Below are 22398 nucleotides of genomic sequence, written 5' to 3'. Positions count from 1 at the left end.
CGGCGCTCACTCAAGGTTCTGGACCTGTTCGCGCATCTGCTCGATCAGCACCTTCATGTCCACGGAAATGCGGGTCAGTTCCAGGCTGGACGACTTGGATCCAAGGGTGTTGGCTTCGCGGTGCAGTTCCTGGATCAGGAAATCGAGCCGCTTGCCCACGTCACCACCCTTGCCCAGCAGGCGCTCGATTTCAGCCAGGTGGGCATCCAGCCGGGTGAGCTCTTCGGCGACGTCGATGCGGATGGCATAGGCGGTGGCCTCGGCCAGGGCGCGGTCCTGGGCAGCTTCGCTGCCTGTCTGGGCGCCGGCTGATCCGAGGGCTTCGTTCCAGCGGTCGAGAAAGCGCTGGCGCTGCTGCTCGACCAGGGCCGGGATCAGGGGCTGGGCATCACGCGCCAGCTGGCGCAGTTGCCGAAGCCGGTCCAGAAGCATCTCGACCAGCTTGGCGCCCTCACGGGCCCTGGAGGCCAGAAACGCCTCCATGGCCTGACGCCCAAGGTCCATCAGGGTATCCTGCCAGTCGCCTGGTTGAGCGGACTGGCGAGAGGTGATCTGCAGGATTTCCGCCACCGAAAGGGGGGCGGCCTTGGGGCACCAGGCCTGAATGCCGTCCTGCAAGGCCACCAGTTTCTGCAGATCGTGGGGGCTGGGGGTGCGGGTGGCGGCATCTTGACGGCCCTCGATCCAGGCCCGGACCTCGACCTTGCCGCGTTTGAGCCGGCTTTGCAGCAGTTCGCGCAGCGCGGGCTCGGCGCCTCGAAGGTCGTCCGACAGCTTGAAGGTCAGGTCCAGGAAGCGGCTGTTGACCGATCGGATCTCGATGCCCAGGGCGGCGCGGGGGGCGTCGGTGGCGGCTGCGGTACCACTTTGGGCCGTGGCGTAGCCGGTCATGCTGTAAACTGCCATCGGACTTGTGGGGCCGTTGTGAGGCCCTTGGATTGCATGGTCCCAAACAAGGCGTTCCGGACTCTCTGCGCATTATGTCAAAGGTCAAACCCGCTTCCCTGCCGCCCGATACCGTGATTGGTGGCTACCGCATTGTCCGGAAGCTGGCCGCCGGCGGCTTCGGGGTCGTCTACCTGGCCGTGGACACCGAAGGGCAGCAGGTCGCCATCAAGGAGTACCTGCCTTCGTCGCTGGCCACTCGCGCACCGGGAGAACTCCTGCCCCAGGTGCAGCCCGAGAAGCTGTCGCTCTACCGGCTTGGCCTCAAGAGCTTCTTCGAGGAGGGTCGTGCGCTGGCACAGATCTCCCACCAGTCGGTGGTGAGCGTGCTGAACTTCTTCCGCGAGAACGAGACGGTCTACATGGTCATGAACTACCTGGAGGGCGCGTCCCTGCAGGAGTTCATCATCACCGCGCGTGAGCTGAAGAAGCAGAAGGTGTTCCGAGAGTCCACCATCCGCTCGTTGTACGACGAGGTGCTGCGGGGGCTGCGGATCGTGCATCAGCACAAGATGCTGCATCTGGACATCAAGCCGGCCAACATCTTCGTGACCGACGACAACCGGGCGGTGCTGATCGACTTTGGCGCGGCGCGTGAGGTGCTGAGCAAGGAAGGCAATTTCATCCGGCCGATGTACACCCCCGGGTTCGCTGCGCCGGAGATGTACCGCCGGGATTCGTCCATGGGTCCCTGGACCGACATCTACGCGATCGGTGCCTGCATCTATGCCAGCATGCAGGGTTATCCCCCGAATGACGCGCCCCAGCGCCTGGAAAAGGACCGTCTGTCGCTTGCGCTCTCCCGTTTGCGCGGCGTCTATTCCGACAACCTCATCGAGGTGGTGGAATGGTGCATGTCGCTCGATCCCCTGTCGCGTCCGCAGTCGGTGTTTGCCTTGCAGAAAGAACTCAGCCGCGAGAGCGAACGAAGCTATACCAAGCTCACCGTCGCCGAGAAAATGCGCCTGCAGTTTGACAACCTCGTGACGGACAAGAAGCCCCTGCGCAAATCGACCGACGCCGGCACCAAGTTCCGATGAAATTTTCGGTCTACCAGATCAGCCGCCAAGGCGGTCGCGAGCGCAACGAAGACCGCATGGGTTATGCCTATACCCGTGAGGCGGGGCTGTTCGTGCTGGCCGACGGCATGGGGGGCCATCCGGAAGGCGCGATGGCCGCCCAGCTGGCCCTGCAGACCGTGTCTGCCTATTTCCAGAAGGCGGCGACGCCCACGGTGCGTGAGGTTCCCGAGTTCCTGTCGAGCTCGCTGATGGCCGCGCACCACCAGATCATCCGCTATGCCGCCGAGAAAGGCATGCTGGACACGCCGCGCACCACGCTGGTGGCGGCGGTGGTCGAACGCAGCCAGCTGCACTGGATCCATTGCGGCGATTCCCGTCTGTATGTGGTCCGCAACGGCGAACTGGTGACCCGCACGCGCGACCACTCCTACATGGAGCAGCAGGCCCACATGGGTCGCTCCACGGACAACATCAACCGCAACATCCTCTTCACCTGCCTCGGTTCGCCCGCCAAACCGGTGTATGACATCTCCGGGCCGCTGCAACTCCTGCAGGGTGACCGAATCCTGCTGTGCTCGGATGGGCTGTGGGGAACCGTCAAGGACCACGAGATCGTCTACGAATTGTCCCGGCACACGCTGGACCAGGCAGTCCCGGAGCTGGTGGAGACCGCGCTCAAGCGCGGTGGCGCGCGTTGCGACAACGTCACCGTGCTGTCCATGGAGTGGGAGACGCCCGACGACTTCCAGACCACCCGGGTGTCCACCGACGACATCGAAGAGGGCGTGTTCGCGTCCACCATCCAGTCGGGCGTGCCCGATTCCACCCTCGAAGATCTGGACGACGAGGCGATCGAGCGTTCGATCGCCGAAATCAATGAGGCGATCCGGCGCACGGCCGAACGCCATTCCTGAAAGCAGACCCCATGAGCGAAGTCCAACGGCCCGGTAACCGGGCCCACGATGCCCTGCGCCCGGTGCGCATCACCCGCGGTTACACCATGCATGCTGAGGGCTCGGTACTGATCGAGTTCGGCCACACCAAGGTGCTGTGCACCGCGTCGGTGGAGGAGAAGGTGCCGCCGCACAAGCGCGGCAGTGGCGAGGGCTGGGTGACGGCCGAATACGGCATGCTGCCGCGCGCCACCCATACCCGCAGCGATCGCGAGGCGGCCAAGGGCAAGCAGAGCGGACGGACCCAGGAGATCCAGCGGCTGATCGGTCGCTCGCTGCGGGCCGTGTTCGATCTGCAGGCACTGGGCGAGCGCACCATTTCGCTGGACTGCGACGTGCTGCAGGCCGATGGAGGTACGCGCACGGCGGCCATCACGGGGGCGTTTGTGGCGGCCCAGGACGCGGTCAACAAGCTCCTTGCCGACGGCAAGCTCACGACTTCGCCGATCAAGGACCATGTGGCCGCCATCTCGGTGGGCATCCTGGATGGCCAGCCACTGCTGGACCTGGAGTACGTGGAAGACTCGACCTGCGACACCGACATGAATGTGGTGATGACCGGTGCCGGTCACTACGTGGAGGTGCAGGGCACGGCCGAGGGCGTGGCCTTCACCCGCAAGGAAATGGACGTCCTGCTGGCATTGGCCGAGAAAGGCATCAGCGAGCTGATCGTCGCGCAGAAGGCGGCGCTGGGCGCATGAAGCTGGTCCTCGCGTCGAACAACCGGGGCAAGCTGGCGGAGTTGCAGGCGCTGTTTGCGCCGCTGGGTGTGGAACTGGTGCGTCAGGCCGATCTGGGCATCCCTGAAGCACCGGAGCCGCACCGCACCTTCCTCGAGAACGCCCTGGCCAAGGCACGCCATGCTGCCCGGGTCAGTGGCCTGCCTGCGCTGGCGGATGATGCTGGCTTGTGTGTCGAGGCCTTTGGCGGCCTGCCAGGGGTGGACACAGCCTACTACGCCACGCAGTTCGGTTACGAGAAGGGCGACGACAACAACGTGCGTGCGCTCCTGGAGCAGATGCGCGATGTGACCGATCGCCGCGCGGCGCTGGTGAGCACACTGGTGGCCTTGCGCAGTGCCGACGATCCGGAGCCGCTGGTGGCCACGGGGCGGGCACCCGGTCTGATCACAGAGGAGCCGATCGGTGACAATGGCTTCGGCTTTGATCCTGTCATGTTCCTGCCGCAGTTCGGCCAGACCTTTGCGCAGTTGCCCACCGAGGTCAAGAACGCCAACAGCCATCGGGGCCGAGCCGCACAGCAGATGCTGGAACTGATGCGGGAGCGCTGGTTGACCAAACCATGAGTGCTGCACCGCACTGGAGTGACATCGGTCACTGGATGCGTCCAGGTACCCTGCAATTGCAGGGCCTGCCACCGCTGTCGCTTTACATCCACCTGCCGTGGTGCCTGAAGAAGTGCCCCTACTGCGATTTCAATTCGCACGAGTGGTCGGCCACGGCGGCGCCAGGACAGATGATGCCCGAGCAGGCGTATGTCGATGCCCTGGTGGCTGACCTGGAGGCCGCGTTGCCCCTGATCTGGGGCCGCACGGTGCACACCGTGTTTCTGGGCGGCGGCACGCCCAGCCTGTTTTCGCCCGAGGCCATTGACCGCTTGCTGGCGGCGGTGCGGTCACGGGTCAAACTGGAGGCCGGTGCCGAGATCACCCTCGAGGCCAACCCGGGGACGTTCGAGAAGGACCGATTCCGGGCCTTCCGGCAAGCCGGCGTGACCCGGCTTTCCATCGGTGTGCAGAGTTTTCATGATGAGCATCTGAAGGCCCTGGGGCGCGTGCACGACCGCTCACATGCGCTGGCGGCCGTGGAAGAGGCTGCGCAGGCTTTTGATACCTTCAACCTCGACATCATGTATGCGCTGCCGGGGCAGACCCTGGCGCAGTGCGAGACGGACATCCGCACGGCGCTGTCGTTTGCGCCACCGCACATTTCCATCTACCACCTGACCATCGAGCCGAACACGGTGTTCGCCAAGTTTCCGCCGTCGGTGCCGGAGGACGATGATGCCTACGAGATGCTCGACCGGATCACGGAGCTGACGGCAGCGGCCGGCATGGACCGGTACGAGGTGTCCGCCTACGCCAAGGCGGGGCACCGGTGCCGTCACAACCTGAACTACTGGCAGTTTGGCGACTACCTGGGCATTGGCGCAGGTGCGCACAGCAAGCTGAGCTTCGCGCACCGGGTGGTGCGGCAGGTGCGTGCCCGTGAACCTAGGCTCTACATGGAGCGAGCGCAGGGGGGCGACGCGGTCGTGTCGGTGGATGAAGTGGCGCGGCGCGACCTGCCGTTCGAGTACATGCTCAATGCGCTGCGACTGCGAGACGGATTTGATTTGCAGGATGCGCTGGGTCGCACAGGTCTGCCCCTGTCGGCGTTTCAGCCGGGGCTCGATCAGGGACTGGCCAGGGGCTGGCTGACCAGGGACGGCGGATGGTTCAAGCCCACGACCCAGGGTTTTGATTTCCTGAGCGATCTGCAGGCCATGTTCCTGCCGGAATGATTGGCAGCACGCACGATCCCGCTGAGGGGTTAGGCGTTGGCCGTGACGGGTTCTTCCGTGGTCAGGGAGGCCAGTTTGAGACGCAAGGTGGCCACGGTACCCACGCCGTACTGGCTGGACAGGGTGACATCCCCGTCATGGATCTGGGCGATCTCCCGCACCAGGTTGAGCCCCAGCCCGGTACCCGGGATGTTGCCGGAGGTGTCGGCGCGGTAGAAGCGTTCGAAAACGCGGGAGAGTTGCTCGGGCGTCATGCCGATGCCCTGGTCGCTGATGTGCACCAGGGCCACGGGTTCACCCTCGTGTTCGGCCGACTCGACCCGCAAGGACACGGTGCCGCCATTCGGTGAGTACTTGAAGGCGTTGCTCAGCAGGTTGGTCAGCGCCTGTTCGATCTTGGTCGCATCGGCCATGACCAGCAGGTCTTCCATCGGCTCCTGGACCTGCACGACCCGACCCTCGTCGGCGTTGGTGATGCCTCCGACAGCATTGCGGACGATGTCCGCCAGCCGATGGGCCACGATGTGGAAGTCCTTGCCCTGCCGGGCCTCGATGCGGGAGAGGTCCAGCAGTTCCTGGATCAGGTTCTGCAGCAGGGTGCCCTGACGGTGGACGGTGGCCAGCATGTCCTTTTGGCGGTCCTCGTTGTACTTGCGGTGCAGCAGCAACTCGGTGAAACCCAGGATGCTCGCCAATGGCGTGCGCAGCTCGTGCGCTGCCGTGGCCAGAAACTCGCTCTTGATCCGGTCCACCTCGACCTGGTGGGTGACATCGCGGAAGTAGAGGATGGTCTCGCCGCTGCCACCCACGTTCTTGCGGATTTCCCGCTCCAGGATCTTGGGAGCCGGTCGGGCAATGGCGATGATGTCCTTGCGCCGGTCCCTGATCGCTTCCTCGATCGGTCGGCAACCGTCGGGCTCTTCGCACAGGGTGTGAAACCAGCTGTCAAAGCGCTTGAGGGAACACCAGCCTGGAATATCTCCCACCATGGCACGGAATGCCGGGTTGCTGGTGACGAGATCACCTTCCTTGTCAAAGACCGCAAAGCCGTCAGGGCTCAGATCAAAGGTGGCGTTCAGCCTGGCGGTGCGCTCGATCAGGCGCTGTTTGACCTCGATCTGTCCCGAGACATCCTCGATGATGTTGATGTAGTGAGTGATCTCGCCGTCGGCGTTGCGTACCGGAGATACCGACAGCTTGTTGTGAAACAGGGCGCCGCCTTTGCGGTAGTTCTTGAGCACCACCGTGAAGTCGCTGCCATTTTGCTGTGCGCGGTAGAGCAGGTCGATTTCGCTTCGATTGGTGTCGGGTCCTTCCAGGATGCTGCCGTCCCGGCCCAGGATCTCGTGAGGCGCGTAGCCGGTGATGCGGGTGAAGGACGGATTGACGTACACAAATGGCTGCGGATGTCGCCTGGCGTCGCTGATGGCGATGCCGTTGATGGCACAGTCGACCGCGCGGCTGTAGAGGGCCAGGTACTCCTCTGCAAGCTTGGTATCGCTGAGGTCACGGACAATGCAGGTGTATCGCAGCTCCTGGTCATTCAGGACTTCGCCCACCATGACCTCCACCGGAAACTCCGTGCCATCGTGCCGGTAGGCGTTGATCTCCAGTTTGGCGATTCTGGTGGTGGAGTTGCTCACGAGCATGCCGTACTCGAGCGACGACGCGATCGCCCCGGCGTCGGTGTCTTTGAGCAGCTTGTTCACTCGGTTGCCCAGCAGTTCCTGGATGGGCACGCCAAAAATGCGCTCCGCCGCCGGGTTGGCGCTCCTGATCACACCATCCGCAGTGATGCCCAGGATCGCGTCTGCTGCGGTGTCCAGAATGCCCTGGAGCCGGCTCAGCCGGATTTGTTCCGCCTCGATGCGCTCTGCCAGTTGCCGGGATGCCTCATTGAGGCTTCTACCCAGTTCCCGGACCTCAAGACTGCCCCATCGCATGCGGATGACTTCGCCGGGGCGTCCTGTCAGGTTGGCAGCGAATCGGGCCAACTGAGAGATGGGCCCGAACACCCGGCGCAGGAAGACCGACATCAGCCAGACCAGGATCATGATCAGCATCCCCGAGATCAGGCTCGCGGTGATCCAATCGCGCTGGGCCGATGCCAACCGATCCGAGTAGCTCATCTCGATCTCGATCCACCCATAGCGAGACGCCAACTCCGGCTGGAATACGGCAGTCTTGCCCGTACCGGTTTCGTACATCAGGGCGCTGACGGCGTGGACGTGGGTTTCATCTCTCTGGAAGGCGGCCGTGGGGACCGGTGCCCGCTTGTTGATCGGGTAGGTGGTGGTGCTGCCTTCCGCGTGGTACCGAGCTTCCATGGCGATCTCTGCGCCAGGTTGCACGAGAGTGACCGATTTGACGCCCGGCAGGGCGATCAGGTCATGGATCAGGAGTTCCAGCGTGGTGTAGTCCTTTTCCAGCATCGGTGCCGCCGCTGTTCGGGCGGCCATGACCGACAGCGCCACAGCCCAATCCACGGCTTCGTCCTCGGCCTGCTGCAGACGGCTTCTCAGTGATATCGAACCCACCAGGCCGATGATGACGACGGCGGACACCAGTATCAGCGCCAGGATCTGGGTGCGCAAGGGTCGGTGCGCAAACCAGCGACCCCCAGCCAGCAGTGGGTTGATCATCGGTGTGCCTCAAGGAGCTCCGTGGACCACGTACTTCTCCAGCGCCAGTTTCTCTAACGGCTGGTAGTCACGCGCATAGTCGGCCCTGACCGGCTGTGACATCTGGATGGCGGCCATCAGCGTCGACATCGTCGGCGATGCTTGGGTCAGGTGCTCGGTGATGCAGCGTCGGATCGGCGTGTCGAGCCGCGGGTGTGCCATCAGGGGATGCGGGGCCGCGCCCGGTGTCTCATAGAGCACCCGCAACTGCTCCCTGATCTCCGGACGCTCGGCATTGAATGTGGCCATCACGCCGCCGGCCGCCGCCGCCTCGCCCTTGACGACGTGTCGATAGGCATTTCCATGGGTCTTGACATAGTCCGGTATGAAACGGACCTGATGCTCCCGTTCAAGAAGTGCCCGCATGTACAGGGAGGCCCCGAAGGCATTGGGTGCAGGGAAGGCAATCGTCGATCCCGAGAGCTCGCTCAGACGCTTGATCGGGCTGTCCTTTTGGACGACAAGGACGCCCTTGAGTGGCTTCTCGCCATCGCGCACCAAGGGCACGTAGCCCTGTGCCTTGTGGGCCATGACGGCATGGTACGGATTGACGTAGGTGAGGTCGAACTTGCCGTCGAGAAACTTGCCCTCGAACTCCGGAATGTCGGTTGAGATCTCCAGTCGGATCTGCACCGAGCATGCGCGACCGATCGACTCGGTCACGGGTAGCCATCGCCGCTGCGTTTCCACGGCAGGAAACTGGGGCACCACACCCAGGGTCAAGCTGGGTTGGACAGCCGGCTGGGCCAGGGCTGAGTGCGACACCGCCAGCAGCAGGCAGGCGGATGAAAGCAGCCGCCACGCACTCATGACCGCGCCTCCAGCATCTCGTCGACCTTGTCCAGCAGCTTGAGCGGACTGAATGCCTTGGTCAGGTAGGCGTCGGCGCCCGCGCGCTGTCCGGCTTCGAGGTCTTCTTTCTGGGCGCGGGCCGTCAGCAGGATGACCTTGGTGCGAGGCCCGAGAAGGGGGTCTTTCTTGACTTTGCTGCAGACCTGGTAGCCGTCGAGTTCGCCCGGCATCATCACATCCAGCAGCATCAGGTCGGGCTTGAGGTCCTGGGCCAGTCGCCACGCATCACCGCCGTTATCGGCCTCATGCAATTCCGCATCGTCCAGATGCTGCAGTGTCAGGCTGATGAGCTTGCGGATATCGGGCTGGTCGTCGACGATGAGAATTCGGACAGTCATGATGGGTTCTTTCGGCCGCGGCTGCGGGCCAGCAGTTTCGACAGGTCTTCTGCGTAGATTTGTGCCTGCAGCATGTCCAGATGCTGGGTGTTCTTCAGTGGGGCGCCCGTGGGCAGCTCCAGCGTGACATCAATTTCGTCATCCACGTCCTCGATCTTTAGCCGGCCACCGTGCAACTGCATGATCCGCTGGGTCAAGGGCAAGCCGATGCGCAGGGTCGAGGAAGTTGGCGTGCCCTTGGCTTCGGTATGCTGATCCGCGCGGAAGATGGCGCCCGCATACCGGTTGAGCACCGGCGCGGTGAGGACACCCATGTTCCGGATGCTCAGCATCAGGTGGCTGCCGGTGGGCAGGAACGAGATCCGCACCGCCGAGCGGGGGGCGGTGGCATTGGCAGGGCGGGTGTGGTCGACCGCATTGCGCAGGCACTCATAGAGGGCGCGCCGGATCAGCTTTCGGCTGCCATACACCGGCGGGAGGTCTTCCTTTTCACCTTCGAAGATGAAATCGACGGCGCGGTCACGAGCCAGGTTGGCGAGTTCCGCGCAGGTGCCCCGCACCATCTCGGGCATCAGCATGCGTTCGTCACCAATGAGCACGTCCTCGCCGAAAACGTTGACCATGTCCGTCAGCCGCTCGACGCGTTCCCTGAGTGTCAGCACCGGCTCCGGGGCTTGCGGCAGCGCGGCGATGACACCGTCCATGGCACCCATCAGCTCCTCGCGCAGCAGTTCCATGATTTGCTGCAGGGTCAGGCGCTCCGTCTTGGGCGCAGTCGGCTCACCTGCGGGTCCTGACGCAGCTGCCGTCGGCTTCTCCACCAGACTGACCGCCATGGCCACCAGGCCAGCGATCGGCTTGGGCGCACACTCACAGCGCAGCCGGGCCACACCGTCGTCGGAGTTGACCTCCACCTCAATCACTCGATCGACCGCCATCTGACCCTGTCCGATGTCGCGCACCAGCGCCCGCACGACAGGGTCACCGGGGAGCGACAGAGCCGGACGGGCGCCCATGGCCTTGGCCGTCCGGTTGGTGAAGGCGACTCGCCCGTCCGGGCTGAAAAGCAGCAGCGGGCTGGGCACCAGGTCCAGCAGAGTCAGCAGCGGGTTGGGTTGGGCGGCGGTAGACATGATCTGATCAATCTTGATGTTTGATGCAGTTTTGACATATTTGACAATATATCGGTCATTTGTGCCGGACCTTGAGCCAGGTGGCGGGTGCCCGGGTCTGTGGCAGACTTACCGCTCCAGAAGCTGTTTGAGGAGTGAGTCATGTCCATGCCGTTTTTCCGGGCGATTGCCGTGGTGCTGCTGTCGGTGTCTGCACTTTCTGCGCAGGCGGAGGGGCCCAGTTGCCATGCGGCGGCGGCAGAGAAGAGGCTGGCGGGCGCAGCCAAGAACTCCTTCCTGAAGAAGTGCGAGAAGGACGCTGCAGCCAGCTGCGATCTGGCGGCGACGGACAAGAAGCTCGCCGGTGCCGCCCGCAACAGCTTCACCAAGAAGTGCGTGCGCGACGCGGTGGGAGAAGCGCCTGCCGCCAAGTGAGCGGGCAGCGGCGGCTGCCTACTGGTCGTCGATGGCGGGTCAACGACCCAGCATCTGCGTCCAGTGGGTTTTGTAGGTGGTGCTGCGGTTGCTGACACAGGCCGCACCCGCCGTGCGGTAGGCCGGATCCATGAGGTTGGCGCAGTGTGCGGGACTGCGCAGCAATTCGTTCATCATCTGGCCGACGCTGGTCTGTCCACCAGCCAGATTCTCACCAACGGCACCTCGGTAGCCGGCCGCATTGGCACGGTCAGCGGCGCTGCTGCCGTCGGAGCCCGTGTGCGAGACAAAGTTGCGGCTGGCCATGTCGCTGGAGTGCTTCGCCGCAGCCTGCGCCAACTGGTCGTTCCAGGCCAGTGCACGGGCGGGAGCGAACGAGGTACCACCGCAAGTGCGGGCGGTGGCCCTCGCCTCATTGATGGCGGCCAGCATCTGCGCGGCAAAGTCGGGGATGTCGCAGGCCTGGGCGGCGGGAACGCTCGCAGGCACCTGGGGGGTGGGACCGAAAGCCTGCGGTCCGTCCTCTTCCCCACCGCCGCCACCGCAAGCCGACAACAGGCTGGCGCCGACGATCACCAGCGAGGATGTGCGCAGGGAGAAGCCACTCATCTCGAACCCCTTGACCTTTGTCTGTTGTATTGACAGACATATCGGCAAGAGCCCTGCTCCTGCACAGAGAGCAGAGGTATTCGTGTGACTCCAGGGTTTAGTTACAAGGAATTCAAACGGGGTACTGAGCCCCGGGTTTCCGACGAACGGTCATTAAATGCCAGGCGAGCACCGGGCGACCGCTCAGTGGGCAGCCTGAAAACAGGCAGACACAAAAAAGCGGCCTGGTGGCCGCGTGGTGTGGGTGTCTTGGCGGAGACGGTGAGATTCGAACTCACGGAAGGTTGCCCTTCGGCGGTTTTCAAGACCGCTGGATTAAACCACTCTCCCACGTCTCCGGGAGTCCTGAATTCTAGCCTGTCGCGGCAGCTGTCAGCATGCCGCGCTGTTCAATGAAGCCGATGACCTCCTGCAGGCCGTCCAGTGTCTTGAGGTTGGTCATGACCCAGGGGCGGCGCTGGGCGTCCGGCCGCATGCGGGCGGTGTCCTGCTTCATCACTTCCAGGTCGGCGCCGACGTGGGGCGCCAGGTCGGTCTTGTTGATGACGAACAGGTCGCTCTTGGTGATGCCGGGGCCTCCCTTGCGGGGAATTTTCTCGCCGGCGGCCACGTCGATCACGTAGATGGTCAGATCCGACAGCTCCGGACTGAAGGTGGCGGCCAGGTTGTCGCCGCCGCTTTCGACGAAGACCACATCGGCATCGGGAAATTGATCCAGCATCCGGTCGATGGCCTCGAGATTGATCGAGGCGTCTTCGCGGATGGCGGTGTGCGGGCAGCCACCTGTCTCCACGCCCATGATGCGTTCGGCCGGCAGCGCGCCGCTGACGGTGAGCAGGCGCTGGTCTTCCTTGGTGTAGATATCGTTGGTGATGGCGATGAGGTCGTAGCGCTCGCGCATGGCCTTGCAGAGCATTTCCAGCAGGGTGGTCTTGCCGGAGCCGACGGGTCCACCGATGCCCACGCGCAAGGGGGGCAGTGGCTTGGTGCGGTTCGGGATGTGGTGCAGGGCGGTCATAGGGAGGCCTTCAGGATCGGAACAGGCGGGAGTACTGGGTCTCGTGACGGGCCGAGAGGATGGCCAGCATGGGGGTGAAGGCCTGTCGCCGGTCGTCATCGAGCGACAGGGCATGGTCCACCGCGGCCGGGATCTCCCGTGCCAGGCGGGCCAGGATGCGCTGGCCGGCGCTCTGCCCCAGGGGAATGGATTTGATCGCGGCCTGCACCAGGTTTTCGGCCCAGCCAAAGGCAAACCCCAGCAATGAACTGCGCAGGCCAGCCGGGCTGCTGGCGAGGGCACATGCGCAGGCTACGGGGTAGGTGGGTGGGGCAAGCTGCGCCCGGTTCAGGCGCTGCGTCAGCCCTTGTCCCAGTTCACCGAGAGCGCGCGCCCACTCGGCCAGGGAGCGGCCCATCTGTTCGGTCTGGAGCCGAAGTTCGTGAGTTTCGCGGGTGGTGAGGACCCAGCAGTTCAGGGCACGGATGCGTTCGACATCGTCCTCACGCCAGGCCGGGATGGCTTGCGCCACCACCGCCAGGTCGCTGCGGGACAGGCCCAGGTGCAACTGGTCCACCAGCCAGCGAGCCGCCGAGTCCTCGCAGGAGACGACGCCCGCATCCACCGCGGCTTCCAGTCCTTCGGAGTACGAAAAACCGCCCACCGGCAGGGCCGGAGAAGCGATCCACAAGACTTGCAGCAGACCGGCGTCCGCCATGCCGCCATCACCCATGGTGATGGTCGTGGTCGTGACCGTGCCCATGGTGATGGGCGCCACCGCCGTGCGACCCATAGGCGCCGCCTTCGGGTTCGAAAGGCTCCCGAACTTCGGTGACGTTCAGGTGCATGGCGCGCAGCATGTCGGCCAGCACGTGGTCGGGTTCGATCTTGAGGTGATCGGGCCGAAGCTCGATCGGCACGTGCCGGTTGCCCAGGTGATAGGCGGCCCGCATCAGGGCAAAGCTGCCGTGGTCATGTGAATGGTGATGTCCATGATCGGTGCAGGGCGTGATGCGCAGCACCGCCTGGGGCGCTGCAAGCACCCGAAGCAGCGACCCGTCCTGGGTGAGCAGGACATCCCCGCCGCGGACCACACTGCCGCGCGGCAGAAACACACCGACTTGACGGCCGTCCGAGGCGGTGGCGTCGAAACGGCTCTTCTGGCGGATGTCCCAGTCCAGGGTAAGGGTGGCTGCGCGCCGCACGAGCACCGGCGCGAGACCCTGCCCCTGAGGGATGACTTTGGAGGCCTGCAGCATGCTCATGGTCGAATGGGTGGGAGGGGTGGGAGTGGTGGGAGTGGTCAGAAAAGGAAGTAGCGTTGGGCCATGGGAAGCCGGCTGGCGGGCTCGCAGGTCAGCAGCACGCCGTCGGCTCGCACGGTGTAGCGCTGCGGGTCGATCTCCATCTTGGGCAAGTAGCTGTTGTGCACCATGCTGGCCTTGGTGACGCCGCGGCAGTTCTGCACCGCCACCGTGGTCTTGGCCAGGCCGTAGCGCTGCGCCACACCGGCCGCCTGCGCGGCCTGCGAGACGAAGCTCAGGCTGCCCCTGGCCAGCGCGCTGCCGAGGGCACCGAACTGCGGCCGGTAGTGAACCGGCTGCGGTGTAGGAATGGACGCGTTCGGATCGCCCATGGCGGCCAGCGCGATGCTGCCGCCCTTGAGCACCAGGGCGGGCTTGACGCCGAAGAAGGCCGGCTTCCAGATCACCAGGTCGGCCCATTTGCCGACTTCGAGCGAGCCGACGATGTGCGAGATGCCGTGTGCGATGGCTGGATTGATCGTGTACTTGGCGACGTAGCGCTTGACGCGGAAGTTGTCGTGGCGCGAGCTGTCTTCCGCCAGGGAACCGCGCTGCGCTTTCATCTTGTCGGCCGTCTGCCAGGTACGGATCACCACCTCGCCCACCCGCCCCATGGCCTGGCTGTCGCTGCTCATGATGCTGATGGCGCCCAGGTCGTGCAGGATGTCCTCGGCTGCGATCGTCTCGCGGCGGATACGGCTTTCGGCGAAGGCCAGGTCTTCGGGGATGGACGCGTCCAGGTGGTGGCAGACCATCAGCATGTCGACGTGTTCGTCGAGCGTGTTGACGGTGTAGGGCATGGTCGGGTTGGTGGACGAGGGCAGGAAGTTCGCCTCGCCGACCACGCGGATGATGTCGGGCGCGTGGCCGCCACCGGCGCCTTCGGTGTGAAAGGCGCAGAGGGTGCGGCCCTTGGTCGCGGCGATGGTGTCTTCCACGAAGCCCGACTCGTTGAGCGTGTCGGAGTGGATGGCGACCTGGGTGTCCGTCTCCTCGGCCACGTCCAGGCAGTTGCTGATGGCGCTGGGCGTGGTACCCCAGTCTTCGTGCAGCTTCAGGCCAATGACGCCGGCATTGATCTGCTCGCGCAGTGGTGCCGGCTGGCTGGCGTTGCCCTTGCCCAGGAAGCCGATGTTCATGGGCAGGCCATCGGCCGCCTGCAGCATGCGTTCGATATGCCAGGGGCCAGGTGTGCAGGTGGTGGCAAAGGTACCGGTGGCCGGGCCGGTGCCGCCGCCGAGCATGGTGGTCACGCCCGAGGCCAGGGCCTCGTCCACCTGCTGCGGGCAGATGAAGTGGATGTGGCTGTCGATGCCGCCAGCGGTGACGATGTAGCCTTCGCAGGAAATGATCTCGGTGCCGGCGCCGATGACGATGTCCACGCCCGGCTGCGTGTCGGGGTTGCCGGCCTTGCCGATGGCGACGATGCGGCCGTCCTTGAGGCCGATGTCGGCCTTGACGATACCCCAGTGGTCGACGATGAGGGCGTTCGTCAGCACGGTGTCCACAGCGCCTTCGGCCCGTGTGCGTTGAGATTGCGCCATGCCGTCGCGGATGGTCTTGCCGCCACCGAACTTGACCTCTTCGCCGTAGCCGCCGGCGGCCAGGGTGTAGTCCTTCTCGACCTCGATGACGAGGCCGGTGTCGGCCAGGCGCACCCGGTCGCCGACGGTAGGGCCGAACATGTCGGCATAGGCGCGTTTGGGGATGCTGGCCATCACAGTTTTCCTTGGGTCAGGCCGCGGAAGCCGAAGATCACGCGGTCGCCGGCGAAGTCCACCAGTTCCACCGTGCGTTGCTGGCCGGGCTCAAAGCGCACCGCGGTGCCGCTGGCGATGTTCAGGCGCTTGCCGCGCGCGGCGACGCGGTCGAAAGACAGCGCCGCGTTGGTCTCGGCAAAGTGGTAGTGCGACCCGACCTGTACCGGGCGGTTGGCGGTGTTCTGGACCACGAGGGTCAGCGGGGATCGGCCGGGGTTGAGGGGGTGTTCGCCCTCATCGATCAGGAGTTCGCCGGGGATCATTGGGGCATCCCTTACTTACGGGACATCCAGAGGGCGAGGCCGATCAGAGCGGCCGTACCGACAAACCCGAGCGTGTCGGTGGCATGCCAGTGGCTGCCGAACAGGCCATGGCCTTCATGGGCCAAGGCAGGAAGGGCAGCGAAGGTGAGGGCGAGGGAGGTGAGGTGCTTCATGAGGGGCTCCGGGAATCAGGCAATCGGTGTGTGCACGGTCACCAGCTTGGTGCCGTCGGGGAAGGTGGCTTCGACCTGAATGTCGGGAATCATCTCGGGCACGCCCTCCATCACGTCGTCGCGGCTGAGCACGCTGCGACCGTCGCTCATCAACTGGGCCACGGTCTTGCCATCGCGTGCGCCCTCCATCACGGCCGCGCTGATCAGCGCCACCGCTTCCGGATAGTTGAGCTTGAGGCCGCGCGCCTTGCGACGCTCGGCCAGCAGGGCGGCGGTGAAGATCAGCAGCTTGTCTTTCTCTCTCGGGGTCAGTTCCATGGTGTCACTCGTCCTGAATGTCACCCGGGGTTCAGCAAATACCGTGCCCCGGTTGCCGCGTGGCATGAAAACTGCGACTCGGTCCCTGTGAACGCGCACGAATCCTTGCCCCCCATGACATCCGACAAGGCCGCGCCGGCGCCCGGGGAAGCTCCCCAGCGCATCATCAAGGTGCGTCGCGACTACAACAGCTGGGTGGCCAGCGAGACCATGGAGGACTACGCGCTGAGGTACACGCCGCAGCGCTTTCGCCGGTGGAGTGAATGGCGGGTGGCCAACACGGCCTTCGGCGTCTCTTCCTTTCTGGTGCTGGAAGCGGTGGGTGCAACGCTGCTGGTGCAGTACGGCTTTGTCAACGCGGCGCTGGCCATCCTGTGCACCGGTCTGATCATCTTTCTGGCGGGGCTGCCCATCAGCGTGTACGCGGCCCGCCATGGGGTGGACATGGATCTGCTGACGCGGGGCGCGGGTTTCGGTTACATCGGCTCGACCATCACGTCGCTGATCTACGCCTCGTTCACCTTCATCTTCTTTGCGCTGGAGGCGGCCGTGATGGCCTATGCCCTGGAACTGGCGCTGGGCATCCCGCCGGCCTGGGGCTACCTGATCTGTGCGGTGGTGGTGATCCCATTGGTGACGCACGGTGTCTCGGTGATCAGCCGGTTCCAGGTGTGGACGCAGCCTTTGTGGCTGGGCCTGATGGTGGTGCCCTTTTTGGCGGTGGCCTGGCATGAACCCGGTGCATTCGGGCAGGTGATGCACTACGGAGGTGCAGATGGTCAGGGTGGTGCCTTTTCCTGGCACCTGTTTGGTGCTGCCTTGACCGTGGGCATTGCGCTGATCACCCAGATGGGTGAGCAGGCGGACTACCTGCGGTTCATGCCGCCCGCGCGACCAGGGCGCCAGTGGCGCTGGTGGGCCGGTGTGATCGCCGGGGGGCCGGGGTGGGTGGTCCCCGGGGTGCTCAAGATGCTGGGGGGCGCTGTCCTGTGTCACCTGGCCATTACCCACATGGTGCCGGTGGAGCGGGCTGTCGATCCCAACCAGATGTACCTGGTGGCCTATGAGTACCTGCTTCCCTACGGGTGGGCGGTGGCTGCCACGGCCGTGTTCGTGGTCGTCTCCCAGATGAAGATCAACGTGACCAACGCGTACGCCGGGTCACTGGCCTGGAGCAACTTCTTCTCCCGCCTGACGCACAGCCATCCTGGCCGGGTCGTTTGGGTGGTCTTCAACATCCTGATCGCGTTCATGCTCATGGAGATGAATGTGTTTCAGGCCATTGGTGAGGTGCTCGGGCTTTATTCCAACATCGCGATTGCCTGGATCATGTCGGTGGTGGCGGACCTGGTCATCAACAAGCCGATGGGGTGGTCTCCCCGGGGCATCGAGTTCAAGCGCGCCCACCTGTACGACATCAACCCGGTGGGTGTCGGGGCCATGGGGCTGGCCTCGTTGCTCTCCATCGCTGCCCACATCGGACTGATGGGAGAGGGCGCGCAGGCGTTTTCGGCCGTGATTGCCATGGTGACGGCACTGGTGGCGGCACCGATCATTGCCAGGGTCACCAAGGGGCGCTACTACATGGCCAGGGAGCCCGCTCCGTACGCCCCGCCGCCGGGCAGCGACCACCGCTGGAGCGTTCACCGGTGCGTCATCTGCGAACGGGAGTACGAAGGCCCCGATATGGCTCATTGTCCCGCCTACCAGGGCCACATCTGCTCGTTGTGCTGCTCGCTGGATGCGCGCTGCGGTGATCTCTGCAAGCCCCATGCGCGCCTGTCGGTCCAGTGGCAGTCGGCCTTGCGCCATGTGCTGCCCAGGCGGGCATGGCCTTACCTCAAGGGCGGACTGGCGCATTACCTGCTGCTGATGATGGTGGTCGCCCCTGCCTTGGCGGCGGTGCTGGGGCTGCTGTACCGGCAGGAATTGCTCGGCCTTGGCGATCGGCTGTTTGACAGCGACGCCGGTCTGGCGCAGACACTGGATGCCGCGGTACGCTCCGGTTTTCTGCGGGTGTATGCCGTGCTGATGTTGGTGGCGGCCACCGTCTGCTGGTGGCTGGTGCTGGCCCACAAGAGCCGGGAAGTGGCGCAGGAGGAGTCCAACCGGCAGACCCGCCTGTTGATGAAAGAGATCGAATCGCATCGCAAGACGGACGAAGCCCTGCAGCAGGCCAGGCGCGTGGCCGAAACGGCCAGCCAGGCCAAGACCCGCTACATCAGCACCATCAGCCACGAACTGCGCACGCCGCTCAACAGCATCCTCGGCTATGCGCAACTGCTGCAGGAGGACGCGGACATGCCCGAGCACCGCGCGCACGCCATCCGGGTGATCCGGCGCGGTGGTGAGCATCTGCTGTCGCTGATCGAGGGCACGCTGGACATTGCGCGCATCGAGTCGGGCAAGCTGGCACTCGATGTGCGCCCCATGGCGTTTGCGGCCAGCCTTCAGGAGGTGGCCAGCCTGTTCGAATTGCAGGCGGCGGCCAAGGGGCTGAGCTTTGTCTATGAGCCGGTGATGCAGGGCCGGCAGACCCTGCCGCTCACCGTGAGGGCCGACGAAAAGCGCCTGCGTCAGATCCTGATCAACCTGCTGGGCAACGCGGTCAAGTTCACGCGGCAGGGCAGTGTTTGCCTGCGGGTGTCCTACGCCCGCGAGATGGCGCAGTTCGAGGTCCGCGACACGGGACCCGGCATGAGTCCCGAAGAGCTGGCACGCGTGTTCGAGCCCTTTGCGCGGGGCCACCAGGGCGAGACATCTGGCTCCCAGCCAGGGGCGGCCGGCAGCAATGGAACCGGCCTGGGGCTGACCATTGCACGCATGCTCACCGATCTGATGGGAGGGGAGATGTCCGTGCGCAGCACCCCGGGGCAAGGCACGGTGTTCACGGTCCGCCTGTTTCTGCCCGAGTTGCGGGATGTGGTGGTCCAACGTCCAGCCGTTCAGGCCATGAAAGGATACTCGGGGCCGCGACGCCGGGTGCTGGTGGTCGACAACGAGGAAGCCGACCGTGAGCTGGTCACCCGCTGGCTGCAGCCACTGGGGTTCGAGGTGCAGATGGCGACCAGTGGTGACGACGCGCTCCGGTGGCTGGACGGCTTGCAGCCTGGTGATGCTGCGGCACCGCATGTCATCCTGCTGGACCTGGCCATGCCAGGCATTGATGGCTGGGAGACCCGGCGGCGCCTGCTGGCGGGAGGTTGGTCGTCGGTGCCGATGGCGATCGTGTCGGCCAATGCCTTCGACAAGGGGCTGCTGCAGACGGACCCGGGCCATGGCCAGGGGTTGTTGCCACAGGACTTTCTGGTCAAGCCGGTCCGGCGCGAGGAGCTGCTGGGCTGGCTGGGACGACAGTTGTCGATCGACTGGATCGAGGTGGCTGAGTCCGATCGGTCAGCCTCTGGGCCGGTACCGCCACCCACCGCGCCGGAGGATAAGGCCGCCTTGCTCAAGCCCGGCGAAGAGGCCTCGCTGCTGGAATGTCTGCGCCTGGGCTACGCCCGAGGGGTTCTGCGGTGGCTCGATGACTGGGCAGCCAGCGGTCCGGCACAGGCCCAGTTGGCCGCACAGTGGCGTCAGCTGGCCCGTGAATTCCGCTTTGAAGCGATTGAAGAGGCGGTGATGAAACATGCGAAGCACTGACATCCCTGACAGGCACCCGCTGCCACCGAGTCTGCGGCCCGCACCGCTGCAGCAGCGCCAGGCTTTGGTGGTGCTGGTCGTCGATGATGTGCCCGACAACGTGGCGCCCTTGCACGACGCACTGGATGAGGCTGGCTACGAAGTGCTGGTGGCCCTGGATGGCGAGAGCGCACTGCGTCGCACTGCACAGGCGTTGCCGGATGTGATCCTGCTCGATGCGGTCATGCCCGGGATGGACGGTTTCGAGGTGGCCAGACGGCTGAAGAGCGACCCGTTGACCGCGGCCATTCCGATCATTTTCATGACCGGCCTGACCGAGACGGAGCACCTGGTCGCCGCGCTGGACGCTGGCGGGGTGGACTATGTGACCAAGCCCATCAAGCCACGCGAGGTGATGGCTCGCATGGGGGTGCATCTTCGTACTGCTCGCCATGCCATGGAGGGTGCGGTCGAGCGTGAACAGGCCAGGCACGCACTGGATGCGTTCGGGTACGCCACCATCACCGTGCGCGAACACGATGGCCGCCTGATGTGGCAGACCCCGCTGGCCCGGGAACTCCTGCAACGCTACTGCGGTACGCAGGCCCCCGAGACGCCCGCGCTGGTGCTGCAATGGCTGCGCCGGCATGTGCCTGCCATCGTCAGCACCGAGGGGCAGGCTCAGGAGCCCCCCCGCCTCACGCTCGAGGATGGTCCCAGGCGCCTGACCTTTCGCCTGCATCTGCAGGTGGGCGACCCAGCCGATGCCAGTCCCAACGGGGAAGGCGGTGACTGGTTGATCGTGATGCAGGAGACCTCGGACGCGGCCGTACTCGAAGCCCTGGCCCAGGCCTTCGGCCTGACGGCACGCGAGGCCGAGGTGCTGTACTGGGTGGTCAAGGGGAAGATCAACCGCGACATCGGCGACATCCTCGGGTCGAGTCCCGCGACGGTGAAGAAGCATCTGGAACGCATCCACGCCAAGCTGGGGGTGGAGACACGCACCGCGGCAGCGGCGATGGCGATCAACCGGGTGCCGATGCTGCAGTCGCAGCGGGGTTGATGCGCCTGACGTACGCCACCCGGCGTACAGACGTTTTTCAGGGTTCTCCCTAGCATCCGTCTGACCCCACCGCAAAGCCTGTTGAGGGCCTGCGGTGGCGAAAGTCAGACCCACCAACGGATGTTCCTGAAACCTGGAGAAGCGCCATGATGCAACGTCGATTCACCCTCAAAGCCCTGACGGTCGCCACCGCCCTGGGCGCCTTCGGTCTCACCACCGCCCATGCCGCCGACACCATCAAGGTCGGCATCCTGCACAGCCTGTCGGGCACCATGGCCATCTCCGAGACAGTGCTCAAGGACGTGGCCCTGATGACGATCGACGAGATCAACGCCAAGGGCGGCGTGCTGGGCAAGAAGCTGGAGCCCGTGGTGGTGGACCCCGCCTCCAACTGGCCGCTGTTTGCCGAAAAGGCCAAACAGCTGATCGACCAGGACAAGGTGGCCGTGGTGTTCGGTTGCTGGACGTCCGTCAGCCGCAAGTCGGTGCTGCCGGTGTTCGAAGAAAAGAACTCGCTGCTGTTCTACCCCGTGCAGTACGAAGGCGAAGAGCTGTCCAAGAACGTGTTCTACACCGGCGCTGCGCCCAACCAGCAGGCCATTCCTGCCGTGGAATACCTGATGAGCAAGGATGGCGGCTCGGCCAAGCGCTTCGTGCTGCTGGGCACCGATTACGTGTATCCGCGCACCACCAACAAGATCCTGCGCGCTTTCCTGAAGTCCAAGGGCATCCCCGAGAGCGACATCATGGAGGAGTACACGCCCTTCGGTCACAGCGACTACCAGACCATCATCGGCAAGATCAAGAAGTTCTCTTCCGAGGGCAAGAAGACCGCCGTCATTTCCACCATCAACGGCGACTCCAACGTGCCCTTTTACAAGGAACTGGGCAACCAGGGCCTGAAGGCCACCGATGTGCCGGTCGTGGCCTTCTCGGTGGGTGAGGAAGAACTGCGCGGCGTGGACACCAAGCCGCTGGTGGGGCACCTGGCGGCATGGAACTACTTCATGTCGATCAAGAACCCGACCAACGCAGCCTTCATCAAGCAGTGGAGCGACTACGCCAAGGCCAAGAACATCGCCGGCCACAAGGACAAGCCGCTGACCAATGACCCGATGGAGGCCACCTACATCGGCATCCACATGTGGAAGCAGGCGGTCGAGAAGGCCAAGAGCACCGACACCGACAAGGTCATCGCAGCGATGGCGGGTCAGACGTTCCCGGCGCCTGGTGGTTTCACGGCCACCATGGACAAGGAAAACCATCACCTGCACAAACCGGTGTTCATCGGTGAAGTCAAGGCGGACGGCCAGTTCAACGTGGTGTGGAAGACCAAGGGGCCGGTCGTGGCCGACCCGTGGAGCGACTACATCGCCGAGAACAAGGGCAAGAAGAACGTTCCGGAAAAGAAGTAAGCGGGAGCCGT

Annotated in this window: 22 protein-coding genes and 1 tRNA gene; 9 read left to right on the top strand and 14 right to left on the bottom strand. The window is 64.6% G+C overall.

Going from position 1 to position 22398, the window contains the following annotated elements:
• Positions 1–6 precede the first annotated feature (6 nt).
• Entirely contained in the window at positions 7–906 is a 900-nt protein-coding gene (locus ACFQNJ_RS08875) for a YicC/YloC family endoribonuclease (protein ID WP_382256209.1), read from the bottom strand.
• 74 nt (positions 907–980) lie between these two features.
• On the opposite strand from ACFQNJ_RS08875, the gene ACFQNJ_RS08870 reads away from it, so the two are divergent.
• From ACFQNJ_RS08870 to hemW, 5 genes are read left to right on the top strand one after another with little or no spacing between them, the layout of a single operon-like run.
• Complete coding sequence (locus ACFQNJ_RS08870; RefSeq protein WP_374642240.1) at positions 981–1985, top strand: serine/threonine protein kinase; 1005 nt, start codon at positions 981–983, stop codon at positions 1983–1985.
• On the top strand, positions 1982–2881 hold the full coding sequence (locus ACFQNJ_RS08865) for a PP2C family protein-serine/threonine phosphatase (RefSeq protein WP_374642242.1): 900 nt from the start codon (positions 1982–1984) through the stop codon (positions 2879–2881). The genes ACFQNJ_RS08870 and ACFQNJ_RS08865 overlap by 4 nt, the downstream gene beginning before the upstream one ends.
• Positions 2882–2892: 11 nt before the next feature.
• Positions 2893–3621, top strand: a complete 729-nt coding sequence (gene rph / locus ACFQNJ_RS08860; protein ID WP_374642244.1) for a ribonuclease PH — start codon at positions 2893–2895, stop codon at positions 3619–3621.
• Positions 3618–4226: an RdgB/HAM1 family non-canonical purine NTP pyrophosphatase gene (gene rdgB / locus ACFQNJ_RS08855; RefSeq protein ID WP_382256204.1), complete on the top strand. Its 609-nt coding sequence runs from the start codon at positions 3618–3620 to the stop codon at positions 4224–4226. The genes rph and rdgB overlap by 4 nt, the downstream gene beginning before the upstream one ends.
• Positions 4223–5443, top strand: coding sequence for a radical SAM family heme chaperone HemW (hemW, locus tag ACFQNJ_RS08850; protein ID WP_382256201.1), 1221 nt, complete (start codon positions 4223–4225; stop codon positions 5441–5443). The genes rdgB and hemW overlap by 4 nt, the downstream gene beginning before the upstream one ends.
• A 29-nt stretch (positions 5444–5472) precedes the next feature.
• Here hemW and ACFQNJ_RS08845 read toward each other — a convergent pair whose 3' ends face one another.
• The 4 genes from ACFQNJ_RS08845 to ACFQNJ_RS08830 are packed head-to-tail and all read right to left on the bottom strand — an operon-like array spanning position 5473 to position 10447.
• Positions 5473–8085, bottom strand: a complete 2613-nt coding sequence (locus tag ACFQNJ_RS08845) for a PAS domain-containing sensor histidine kinase (RefSeq protein WP_382256199.1) — start codon at positions 8083–8085, stop codon at positions 5473–5475.
• A gap of 9 nt (positions 8086–8094) precedes the next feature.
• Positions 8095–8934, bottom strand: coding sequence for a phosphate/phosphite/phosphonate ABC transporter substrate-binding protein (locus tag ACFQNJ_RS08840; protein WP_382256196.1), 840 nt, complete (start codon positions 8932–8934; stop codon positions 8095–8097).
• Entirely contained in the window at positions 8931–9314 is a 384-nt protein-coding gene (locus ACFQNJ_RS08835) for a response regulator (RefSeq protein WP_374642254.1), read from the bottom strand. Before ACFQNJ_RS08835 ends, ACFQNJ_RS08840 begins: the two co-directional genes overlap by 4 nt.
• A complete protein-coding gene (locus ACFQNJ_RS08830) occupies positions 9311–10447 on the bottom strand; it encodes a sensor histidine kinase (RefSeq protein WP_382256194.1) in 1137 nt (378 codons plus the stop codon). Before ACFQNJ_RS08830 ends, ACFQNJ_RS08835 begins: the two co-directional genes overlap by 4 nt.
• Before the next feature lie 141 nt (positions 10448–10588).
• Here ACFQNJ_RS08830 and ACFQNJ_RS08825 point away from each other — a divergent pair, with 141 nt between their 5' ends.
• On the top strand, positions 10589–10861 hold the full coding sequence (locus ACFQNJ_RS08825) for a hypothetical protein (protein ID WP_382256192.1): 273 nt from the start codon (positions 10589–10591) through the stop codon (positions 10859–10861).
• A gap of 39 nt (positions 10862–10900) precedes the next feature.
• Here ACFQNJ_RS08825 and ACFQNJ_RS08820 read toward each other — a convergent pair whose 3' ends face one another.
• The 9 genes from ACFQNJ_RS08820 to ACFQNJ_RS08780 all read right to left on the bottom strand — a co-directional run bounded on the left by ACFQNJ_RS08820 (position 10901) and on the right by ACFQNJ_RS08780 (position 16285).
• On the bottom strand, positions 10901–11470 hold the full coding sequence (locus ACFQNJ_RS08820; RefSeq protein ID WP_382256191.1) for a CAP domain-containing protein: 570 nt from the start codon (positions 11468–11470) through the stop codon (positions 10901–10903).
• Between the two features lie 250 nt (positions 11471–11720).
• A tRNA-Ser gene (locus ACFQNJ_RS08815) sits at positions 11721–11808 on the bottom strand.
• A 14-nt stretch (positions 11809–11822) separates the two neighbouring features.
• Complete coding sequence (gene ureG, locus ACFQNJ_RS08810; protein ID WP_382256188.1) at positions 11823–12488, bottom strand: urease accessory protein UreG; 666 nt, start codon at positions 12486–12488, stop codon at positions 11823–11825.
• 10 nt (positions 12489–12498) lie between these two features.
• Entirely contained in the window at positions 12499–13230 is a 732-nt protein-coding gene (locus tag ACFQNJ_RS08805; protein WP_382256185.1) for an urease accessory protein UreF, read from the bottom strand.
• Positions 13193–13726 (bottom strand): urease accessory protein UreE, encoded by a 534-nt coding sequence (ureE, locus tag ACFQNJ_RS08800; protein ID WP_382256658.1) that lies wholly within the window; start codon positions 13724–13726, stop codon positions 13193–13195. The genes ACFQNJ_RS08805 and ureE overlap by 38 nt, the downstream gene beginning before the upstream one ends.
• A 44-nt stretch (positions 13727–13770) precedes the next feature.
• Complete coding sequence (gene ureC / locus ACFQNJ_RS08795; RefSeq protein WP_382256182.1) at positions 13771–15489, bottom strand: urease subunit alpha; 1719 nt, start codon at positions 15487–15489, stop codon at positions 13771–13773.
• Positions 15489–15794 (bottom strand): urease subunit beta, encoded by a 306-nt coding sequence (locus ACFQNJ_RS08790; protein ID WP_382256180.1) that lies wholly within the window; start codon positions 15792–15794, stop codon positions 15489–15491. Before ACFQNJ_RS08790 ends, ureC begins: the two co-directional genes overlap by 1 nt.
• An 11-nt stretch (positions 15795–15805) precedes the next feature.
• A complete protein-coding gene (locus ACFQNJ_RS08785) occupies positions 15806–15967 on the bottom strand; it encodes a hypothetical protein (RefSeq protein ID WP_382256177.1) in 162 nt (53 codons plus the stop codon).
• A 15-nt stretch (positions 15968–15982) separates the two neighbouring features.
• Positions 15983–16285, bottom strand: coding sequence for an urease subunit gamma (locus ACFQNJ_RS08780; protein ID WP_382256174.1), 303 nt, complete (start codon positions 16283–16285; stop codon positions 15983–15985).
• Between the two features lie 114 nt (positions 16286–16399).
• Here ACFQNJ_RS08780 and ACFQNJ_RS08775 point away from each other — a divergent pair, with 114 nt between their 5' ends.
• The 3 genes from ACFQNJ_RS08775 (at position 16400) to urtA (ending at position 22387) form a co-directional block, all read left to right on the top strand.
• On the top strand, positions 16400–19930 hold the full coding sequence (locus ACFQNJ_RS08775) for a hybrid sensor histidine kinase/response regulator (protein WP_382256172.1): 3531 nt from the start codon (positions 16400–16402) through the stop codon (positions 19928–19930).
• The gene (locus tag ACFQNJ_RS08770; RefSeq protein ID WP_382256169.1) at positions 19917–20972 is read left to right on the top strand and encodes a response regulator transcription factor; all 1056 of its coding nucleotides are present in this window, start codon (positions 19917–19919) and stop codon (positions 20970–20972) included. The genes ACFQNJ_RS08775 and ACFQNJ_RS08770 overlap by 14 nt, the downstream gene beginning before the upstream one ends.
• 149 nt (positions 20973–21121) lie before the next feature.
• Complete coding sequence (gene urtA / locus ACFQNJ_RS08765) at positions 21122–22387, top strand: urea ABC transporter substrate-binding protein (protein WP_374643379.1); 1266 nt, start codon at positions 21122–21124, stop codon at positions 22385–22387.
• Positions 22388–22398: the final 11 nt, after the last annotated feature.

The sequence above is a fragment of the Hydrogenophaga bisanensis genome (genome assembly GCF_042665135.1).
In the GTDB taxonomy this organism is placed as follows: domain Bacteria; phylum Pseudomonadota; class Gammaproteobacteria; order Burkholderiales; family Burkholderiaceae_C; genus Hydrogenophaga; species Hydrogenophaga bisanensis.
Note: the sequence above shows the minus strand (reverse complement) of the source record. Positions and strands in the feature narration are given on the sequence as shown.